8 protein-coding genes are annotated in these 8,935 nt (G+C 70.5%); 4 read left to right on the top strand and 4 right to left on the bottom strand.

Annotated features, from left to right (window positions below; genetic code table 11):
• Positions 1-164: 164 nt before the first annotated feature.
• Positions 165-524, bottom strand: coding sequence for a DUF5999 family protein (locus NBW84_RS24535; protein ID WP_445548398.1), 360 nt, complete (start codon positions 522-524; stop codon positions 165-167).
• A 383-nt stretch (positions 525-907) separates the two neighbouring features.
• Between NBW84_RS24535 and NBW84_RS19335 the strand changes: the two genes are divergently transcribed.
• Positions 908-2,662, top strand: a complete 1,755-nt coding sequence (locus NBW84_RS19335; protein ID WP_445548775.1) for a hypothetical protein — start codon at positions 908-910, stop codon at positions 2,660-2,662.
• 13 nt (positions 2,663-2,675) lie between these two features.
• Here NBW84_RS19335 and NBW84_RS19340 read toward each other — a convergent pair whose 3' ends face one another.
• Positions 2,676-3,062 carry a CoA-binding protein gene (locus NBW84_RS19340; protein ID WP_445548399.1) on the bottom strand — a complete coding sequence of 129 codons (387 nt, stop codon included), beginning with the start codon at positions 3,060-3,062 and terminating at the stop codon, positions 2,676-2,678.
• 453 nt (positions 3,063-3,515) lie between these two features.
• Here NBW84_RS19340 and NBW84_RS19345 point away from each other — a divergent pair, with 453 nt between their 5' ends.
• The 3 genes from NBW84_RS19345 to NBW84_RS19355 all read left to right on the top strand — a co-directional run bounded on the left by NBW84_RS19345 (position 3,516) and on the right by NBW84_RS19355 (position 7,147).
• Complete coding sequence (locus NBW84_RS19345; protein WP_250286151.1) at positions 3,516-3,791, top strand: type II toxin-antitoxin system RelE family toxin; 276 nt, start codon at positions 3,516-3,518, stop codon at positions 3,789-3,791.
• Positions 3,792-4,207: 416 nt separating this feature from the next.
• Positions 4,208-5,194, top strand: a complete 987-nt coding sequence (locus NBW84_RS19350; RefSeq protein ID WP_250286152.1) for an MHYT domain-containing protein — start codon at positions 4,208-4,210, stop codon at positions 5,192-5,194.
• A 153-nt stretch (positions 5,195-5,347) separates the two neighbouring features.
• On the top strand, positions 5,348-7,147 hold the full coding sequence (locus NBW84_RS19355; protein WP_250286155.1) for a hydrogenase maturation protein: 1,800 nt from the start codon (positions 5,348-5,350) through the stop codon (positions 7,145-7,147).
• Between the two features lie 220 nt (positions 7,148-7,367).
• Here NBW84_RS19355 and NBW84_RS19360 read toward each other — a convergent pair whose 3' ends face one another.
• Both NBW84_RS19360 and NBW84_RS19365 read right to left on the bottom strand, forming a co-directional pair.
• Complete coding sequence (locus NBW84_RS19360; RefSeq protein WP_250286157.1) at positions 7,368-7,949, bottom strand: TerD family protein; 582 nt, start codon at positions 7,947-7,949, stop codon at positions 7,368-7,370.
• A gap of 175 nt (positions 7,950-8,124) precedes the next feature.
• Positions 8,125-8,935: hypothetical protein (locus NBW84_RS19365; protein ID WP_250286159.1), on the bottom strand; the 811-nt coding region annotated here is incomplete at its 5' end.

An 8,935-nucleotide genomic window follows, 5' to 3' on the forward strand; every position in this document is an offset into this window, starting at 1 on the left:
TAAAGATACCATCACGCACTGTTCAGCCGGATAGGCCCGATCGGGACGTCGCGGAAGCGGCCCCGCCGGAGCCGCCGCGTACCCGGACCCGCGCCCGGACAGTCATCCTCGTGTACTCGTCGACCGAATGATCGTCACAGGCCGGCCCGGGCCGGCCGGTCGCCTCATGCCGTCCAGACGCGCGGTGTGGGCACGGCCATCGGCTGCCGCGTGGCAACCGCGCCGCTGCCGACCATGCTCCTCGGCCTCGGAGGCACACGCCGCGGTTCGATGATGCCCCCCGTCGGCAGAATCTCCCCCGTGTCATCAAAAAGAATCACACCATTACACAACAAGCTCCAGCCCTGGTCGCAGTGCCGGTTTGTCACCCGCGCGGCGTCCCGGCCGGGACTGTTGGCGGATGGGCACGGCGGCTGGTGAGGACAGCCCCCCCTGCCGGTTTGACGGACCTCGGTGGGTACTTGCGGACTCGCCGACGTCGTTGTCGATGGATCTCCAGAAACCGGTGTTCCTCGCACAGTCACAGAAGATTACGCCTCCGCGTAACGGACGTCACATCGACCCGCGCTCTCAGGCTGTCGGTAGTAGGACGACAGGGGCAGCGGCATACGACACGGCCGCCGCGGCCCGGCGTATCGCGCCTTGTGTCTCCGTTCGCTCGCCTTGCGTTTCGATTTGCGACGGCCGGTGCCCTGTGTCAGCGGTCCGGAATCACCTGGTGACAGATAGCGGATATGACAACGCTTACTGGATATCGACAGGATGCCGACAGGACACGCGCTGGGCGCTGACCGGATGCCGACAGATAGCCGGAAAATCCCTTCGGTACGTTTCCCTGGGACCCTTTACGGAGGTATGCCCGGCCACTTCGCCGGCGACCCGCGCATGACGTGATCAGGAGGCCCCGGTGGATCGGGACCCACGCCGGCCGCACCCGCCCGGCCCCCCGCACCCCGATCCCCCGCGCCCCGATCCCCCGCGGCCGGGCCCCGCCCGTCGGATGGCGGCCCGCGGGCGCCTCCCGGCCGCCGTCGTCGTCCCGATCACAATCGTCCTCGTACCGGCTGTCGTCCTGCGGGCACTGGCCATGATCGCCTATCGGCCGGCCCTGGAGTTCTCCGGGGACTCCATGGCCTACCTGCGGCTCGCCCGGCCCCTGGTGCCCGACCCGGTCCGGCCGGCGGGCTATCCGCTGCTGCTGCGCGCACTGTCCGTGACACACCGGCTGTGGGTGGTACCAGCCGTCCAGCACCTCATGGGCGTCCTGCTCGGCATCCTCCTCTACGCGCTGCTGGTGCACCGGGGCGTGACCGCCCGGGTGGCGGCGCTGGCGGCGGCACCGGTGCTGCTGGACGCCTACCAGGTGAACATCGAGCACTTCGTCATGGCGGAGACGCTGTTCGAGGCGCTGCTCGTCGTGGCCGTCGCGGCCCTGCTGTGGGCACCGAGACCGTCTGTGACAGCCTGCGTGCTCGCCGGGGGCTGCCTGGCCCTGGCGTCGCTGGTCCGCACGGTGGGGGTCGTCCTGGGGGTGCTGGCGCTGGCCTGGGTGCTGCTGCGGCGGCTCGGCTGGTCACGTTCGGTCGTCTTCGGTGGCGCGTTGGCCGCGCCGCTGGTGGGGTACGCCGTCTGGTTCCACTCCGCGCACGGCGCCTACGCGCTGACCGGGGGCGACACGTACTGGCTGTACGGCCGGGTGGCGCCCATCGCCGACTGCGCGCGGCTGGACCTCAGCCCGGACGCCCGTCTGTTCTGCTCGCCGCATCCGCCGGCGCAGCGGCCCGGGCCGAACTACTACGTGTGGAACCACAACAGCCCCCGGTTCACCGTCGATCTCCCCGAGGCGCGCAAGAAGGCCGCGCTGGCCGAGTTCGCCCGCCAGGTCATCCGGCGCCAGCCGGCGGACTACGCACGGATGGTGACCGGCGAGGTGGCCCATTTCCTCACCCCCGGCCGGTGGGTGGGGGCACGCGACTGGTACGTCGGCAGCTGGCAGTTCCCCGACGAGACGACGCCGGCGTACTGGAACATCAGCGCACCGCTGATCACCTTCGACGGTACCCGGGCCGACCGGCGGGTCGGCCCCGAGCCGGCCGCGCTCCTGCGCGCCTACCAGCGCTACGGTTTCACCCCGGGGCCGGCGCTGGCCGTCATGGTGGCGCTCGGCGCCGCCGGCTTCCTGCCCGCGGGCCGGCGCGCCGGTCCCGAGCGGGCCGGCGGCACCAGCCCCGGCGGCACCAGCCTCGGCGGCACCAGCCTCGGCGGCGGCACCGGTGCTGGCAGCGGTGCCACTACCGACAGCAACATCACTACCGACCGTAGTGCCACTGCCGACCGTGGTGTCGGCACCGGCGGTGACGCAGGCACCGGCGGCGGGGCCGGGCGGCTGCGCGCGGACTGCGCGTTGCTGGTGGCGGCGGGGATGGCGCTGCTGGTGGTCCCGTCCGCCACGGTGTGTTTCGACTACCGCTACCTGCTGCCGACGCTGGTGCTGCTCCCGCCGGCCGCGGCGCTGGGCTGGCTGCGGATCTCCCATGCCCAGCCCCGCCGCCGGCCCGGGCTGCCCCGGCGGCGTCACCGCCGGCGACACCGCGGGCCCGCGCACTCCAGCCGCCGTGCGGGCACCCGGGTACGCGGGGCGGCCAGGGGGCGCGGCCGGTGACCGGGGAGGGCCGTCAGGGCGCCCAGCCGGCCAGGCGGGGCGCCTCCATGCGGGGGCAGGTGTCCATGACGACGGGCAGTCCGGCCCGTTCCGCCCGCCGCGCGGCGGCGTCGTCGCGGACACCGAGCTGCATCCAGATCCCTCCGGCACGGATGGCGACCGCGTCGTCGACCACCGGGCCGACCAGCTCCGAGCGGACGAAGAGGTCCACCACGTCCACCGGGAACGGGATCTCGGTCAGCGAGGCGTAGCCCTGCTCACCCGCGACCACAGGCGCGGACGGGTGGACCGGAACGGCCCGTTTGCCGTGCGCGCGCAGATAGGCCGCGATGGAGTAGGCGACCCGGGAGGTGTTCTGTGACAGCCCCACCACCGCCCAGACCTTCGTGTCGGCCAGCATCCGTCGGATGATCTCGTCGGTTCCGTAGCGCACACCCGGCACCAACCCGTGACACCGGCACGGTCATTCCTTGGCTGCCGAAGGCTGCCGGAGGAATGACCGTGCCGGAGATCCTGCGGGCGGGTGGGGACCAGCAGCCACGCCGGCGCCGGGCCGCGCCCGGCAGGTGCCCGAGCGGCGGCTGGACGTTGAGTGACACCGGACGTTGAGTGACATGAGTAGCCTTGGCGTCATGTCCGTCGCCGCCGGTCCCGTCGCGCCGTCACGGGCTGCCGCGCCGTCACAGGTTCCATCACAGATTGTGGCGGGAGGCGAAGTGGTCCCGCCCTTTTCGCCCGCCCGGCCGGAAACCCCGGCGGCCGGCGGCGGGGACTTCTACGATCACCATGTGAAGAACCGGACACGCGTGCCGGCCCCGTGCTCGTCACGCCCACGGATGAACGGCGTGGCGGTATGAGCGCCCGCCACGAGGTGACAGTCGCGGCATCGGCCGAGCGCGACCTGCAACGGCTGCCCGACCGGACCGCCAGTGAGATCCGCCGGTTCCTGGGCGGCCCGCTGCGCAACGACCCGCGCCGGGCGGGCACGCCCCTGTCGGAGTCGCGTTCGACGATGTGGGAGGCGACCGGCCCGTCCTGGCGGATTCTCTACCAGGTGGACGCGAACACGCTGTCCGTCCGGGTGATGGTGGTCGCGCACCGTCGTCATCCGGCCAGTCGCGCCTCGTAGTGGCCCGGGGACCCGGGCCTCCCGGGCCTCCCGGACCGGCTGCCGGGCCCGGCAGGAGCCACGGGCGCGGAAAACATGATCGCATCGCATTGCCTCCGGCCTGCCGACGGCCGACGCCTGCCAGCGGGCCAGCGGTCGTCGCCCGGGCCATCCACCCCAGAGGCATCACTTAAAGTGAATATTTTGGCTGCCAAAGTAAGATTTTTCGTCTCATGACGCTTTGTCCATAAAAATCTCTTTTAACTATAGTTAGTCCTGAAATAATTCAATTAGATAACTTATTTTGGCGTGAAACCCATCACTTGGCTGGCCCCGGTCGGGCTATAGTTGCCCCGTCGGAAGATCCGGAGGCTGCTGATCAGATGCCGTTACCCGGCAGCCCCCTGGGTGTCACATGGCGAACTCCTGGGGGTTGGATGGGATCAGTCAGTGCCGCAGCAGAGCATCTGCACGCTTCGTACGACCCCGTGTTCGTCCTGCTGTCCTTCCTTCTCGCCGCGTTCGGTTCGTTCGCGGCCCTGGCGTGCGCGGTCCGCTTACGTACGGCCACCGGCACCAGCCGGCTGGCGTGGATGACTCTCACGGCCGTGTCGCTGGGCGGGTGCGCGATCTGGTCGATGCACTTCGTCGGGATGGTCGCCTACCGTATCGAGCTGGGGATCACGTTCAACGAGGTGGTCACCAGCCTGTCGCTGCTCATCGCCGTGGTCGTGGCCGGCGTCGGGCTTACGGTGGTAGCCGCCGATCCCGACAGCCTCCAGCGGCTGCTCGTCGGCGGAACGGTCGCGGGAGCCGGTGTCGCCGCCATGCATTACACCGGCATGTACGCGATGCACACCCAAGGGGCGATCAGCTACGTGACGCCGCTGGTCGGCCTGTCCGTTGTCATCGCCGTCGTGGCCTCGACAGCCGCCTTCTGGATCGCGTTCCACATCGGTGGTGTCGGCCGGCGCGCCGTCGCATCGGTGATCATGGCGGTAGCGGTGTGCGGGATGCACTACACGGGCATGGCAGCCACGCGGGTCACCGCCGACCCCGCCGTGCCACGGCCGCACGGCGTCGATCCTTTCGCCATGGGGACCATCACCACCTTCACCGCGTCCATCGTTCTGATGTTCATCATCTTCGCCGCGACCGGCGGGATCGGCGCCCCCATACCCGATGATCACTACCTCGCCGCCATCCGCTCGGAAAAGCCTGCCCACGCCAGCTTTTCTCGTGCTGGCCGCGGTCCCGCACCGCGTGCCGCGGCGCGCTCACACCAGCCGGTATCCACCGCCGACGCCGGTGCCGTAACCGCGCAGGTGACCCCCTCCTCCGTCCCGCCCTCCTCCATCGCGGACCTCGAGGAACTCGGTCTGCCCAGGCAGAGCCACCGCGTGTCGCGACCTCCGGGACGGTGACACGGCCGCCAGCGGCGATCATCGCGCCGGGAGCCGCCACCCGTCGCGGGGCCAGCCCGTGGATCCACGCACCCCCATATCCCGATCACGGGAGAGCAGGTTCACCCGAAAACCCGTTCGGAGTTTCGATCTGACCTCTGACAAGGAAAGAAAATGAAGATTCTTCTACTCTCGTCCGCGTTCAACGGGCTCACCCAGCGGGCATGGGTCGAGTTACAGCGCGCGGGCCACCGTGTGACGGTCGAGCTCGCGCTCAGCGCGGAAACGATACGCGAGGCCGTCCGGCTGTCCGATCCTCACCTGATCATATGCCCCTTCCTGCGCGAACGGGTACCGGACGACATCTGGATGACCCGACAGACGATCATCATCCACCCGGGGCCGGTCGGTGACCGCGGGCCGTCCTCGCTCGACTGGGCCATTCTGGAAGGGGCGTCGACCTGGGGAGTCACGGCTCTGCAGGCCGTCGCCGAGATGGACGCCGGGCCGATCTGGTCGGCCCGTGAGTTCGCCGTCCCACTCGGCATCAGCAAGTCGGCACTCTACAACGGGCCGGTCACCGACGCGGCCATCGCCGTCATCCACGACGTGGTCGACAAGGCACAGGTCGTCGGATTCGTGCCCACACCGCTCGACAGCATCCCGGCACACCGGTTGCGCGGCAGGCTGCGGCCCTCCACCCGCGCCGACGACCGGCGCATCGACTGGGACACCGACACCACCAGCGACGTCCTGCGCAAGGTGGCGGCATCGGACGGCTCACCAGGCGCCCCCTGCCTGCTGTTCGGCGAGCAGCTACGCGCCTTCGACGCCAGCCCGGCCGTCGCGCTCACCGCCACGCGGGCCCGCGACGGTGAGCGCGAGAACACCCTGCTGTCCCGGCGCGACGGCGCCGTGCTGGTGCCCACCGTTGACGGCGCGGTGTGGATCGGGCACCTCCGCCGCGCCAGCCAGCCCAAACTCCCGGCCAACCTGGTGCTGGCCGACCACGTCCAGCCGCTGCCGGTGGCGACGTCGGAGGCTCCCGGCCCGGAGACCGGCCGGGACGTGCGCTACCACCGTCACGGCCCCGTCGGGTGGATCAGTTTCGACTTCTACAACGGCGCCATGTCCACGGAGCACTGCCGCCGGCTGCTCGCCGCGTTCACCTGGGCGAGCCAGCAGGACACCCGTGTGATCGTGCTGCGCGGCGGTGACACCTTCTTCTCCAACGGCATCCACCTGAACGTGATCGAGGCGGCCGAACGGCCCGCGACCGCCGCCTGGACGAACATCGACGCGATGGACGACCTGTGCCAGGCCATCATCACCTGCACCAGCCAGCTCGTGGTCGCGGGCATCTCGGGCAGCGCCGGCGCCGGCGGCATCATGCTCGCACTCGGCGCAGACCTGGTTGCCGCCCGTACCGGAGTGGTACTCAACCCGCACTACGACAACATGGGACTGTACGGATCCGAATACTGGACGTACACATTGCCACGACGAGTCGGTAAGGATGCCGCGGCGACGCTGACCACCGAGTGCCTTCCCGTCGGTGACGTGGAAGCGGCCGACATGGGCCTGGTGGACCGGCTGCTCCCCCGTGAGCCGTCGGAGTACGACGACGCCCTGCTGGCCCTCGCCAGCGAACTGGCCGGCGCGGGCTGGCAGGAGGCGTTGGACGCCAAGACCTCACGGCTCGCCGCCGACGAGGCCGAGATGCCTCTTGAGGTCTACCGCACCCGTGAGCTGAGCCGGATGGCTGTCAACTTCTTCACCGAGAACCGCCATGCCGATCTGCGCCGGGCATTCGTCTTCAAGGAAAAGCCCACGGCGACCCCCCAGAACATCGCTCTCCACCGGCATTCCTTGGCATGGCGGGACGATCTCCAGGGGTCGTCCGTCACCGGCGGCCCGGCCGCCACGATCGGCGCGCAGTCATCGGGACTCCTGACGCCGGCCCCGACCACCTGACATCGCCGTAGAGGGGCCCGAGGCCCTGGGCCGCCGGCGGCGCGAAAAACATCAGCGCACCGCCGGCGGCCCTTCAGGCGGACAACAGCGGGCGAAAACAGCGGGCGTCTCCGTAAGAGTTCTCATCCGTAAGAGTTATCCTCCACGGAGGCGCCCACCTGGCCCGCCGAACACCTCGGCTTTCCTGCTGACCAACGCCAACGGTCGGGACAGCAGCCGGTCAGGAGACGTTGACGCCGAAGTCGAGGGCGATTCCCCGCAGGCCCGAGGCGTATCCCTGGCCCACCGCGCGGAACTTCCATTCACTGGAATACCGATAGAGCTCACCGAAGATCATCGCGGTTTCCGTGGACGCGTCCTCGGTAAGATCATAACGGGCGATCTCCGTACCGGTGGTCGAGTCGCTCACCCTGATGAAAGCGTTCCGCACCTGGCCGAAGGTCTGCCGGCGAACATCCGCGTCATAGATCGACACCGCGAAGACAACCTTGGACGCCTGCGGCGCGAGCGCGGACAGTTCGACCGTGATCTGCTCGTCGTCCCCGCCACCGCCACCGACAAGGTTGTCGCCCAGGTGCTTCACCGCCCCGTCCGGGCTGACCAGGTTGTTGAAGAACACGAAATACTGGTCGGAGAGAACCTTGCCGCGGTCGTCGACGACGATCGCGCTCGCGTCGAGGTCATAGTCGGCGCCGGAGGTCTGGCGTACCTGCCAGCCGAGACCGACGGTCACCGCACGGAGGTTGGGGGCGACCTTACTGAGGGATACATTGCCGCCCTTGGACAACGACACCGATGCCATGGGTGAAAGCCTAGACTGCGCGGGACACGCCCGTACACACACCCTGCGCGCACTCACCTGTCGCCCCGCGCGTACGGCCCACGGCGGCCGCCCGGGACACCGGCCGCGCCGCGTCGTCACCCCCGGGGCCGTCAGGCCAGGGGCCGTCAGCCAGGGGCCGTCAGTCCCGGCGCTGTCAGCCCGCGCCGGCCGGCCCGGCGGCGGTCGGCTCGGCGGCCGGGCAGGAGCCGACCTCAAGCGAGCCGCTGGACTGCGCGCGCAGCCCGTCGAGGCTGGTGACGGTGACGCTGAACGACAGCGGGCCCGGGACCGCCGACGGCCCGACCGGCCCCGACCACACCGACCACTGCTCGGCGGCCTCACCCAGGCTCAGTGCGCTGGTGGCCGTCCTCCCGTCGGGCAGGTGGGCGACCAGGTCCACCCGGAAGACGCCGGTGGAATCGGTCGCGCGCACCGACACCGTGGACACCGTCGGCCCGGCCGCGGCCGGGCATCCCGTCGTGCGCACAACGGCCGGGGCGACGGTCAGCACGTCGATGGCCGGCGGGCCGGAGACCACCGCGGTCACCCGCAGCGTCCCGCCCTTCCCGTCGCCGCCGACGGTGGCGACGGCGACCGAGGTGTCCAGCACGCCGGCCGGCGCGGCGGACCGGTCGAGCGTGACGGTGACGGCCCTGCGATCACCCGCCGCGACCGTGCCGGTGGCCGGCGCGACGGACAGCCAGGACGGCGTGGCGGCGAACCGGAAGCCGACGGGCTGGCGGCCGGTGCTGCGCAGTTCCACGGCCGCCGAGGAGTTGACCGCCCCCAGGTCGACGACACCCGTCGACAGCACGAGCCCGCCACCCACCGTGACCGCCGTATCCCCGGAAAGAACGCGCGCGGTCCCAGCCGCCGTCACGGCGGGCTGTGGCCGCGGCTGCGTCGCGCCCGGGGACGGGCTGCCCGGCGCGCCCGCGGCCGCCACCGCCCCAACCGCCCCCGGC

The organism is Protofrankia sp. CiP1_Cm_nod2, from assembly GCF_920664355.1.
Taxonomy (GTDB): Bacteria; Actinomycetota; Actinomycetes; order Frankiales; family Frankiaceae; genus Protofrankia.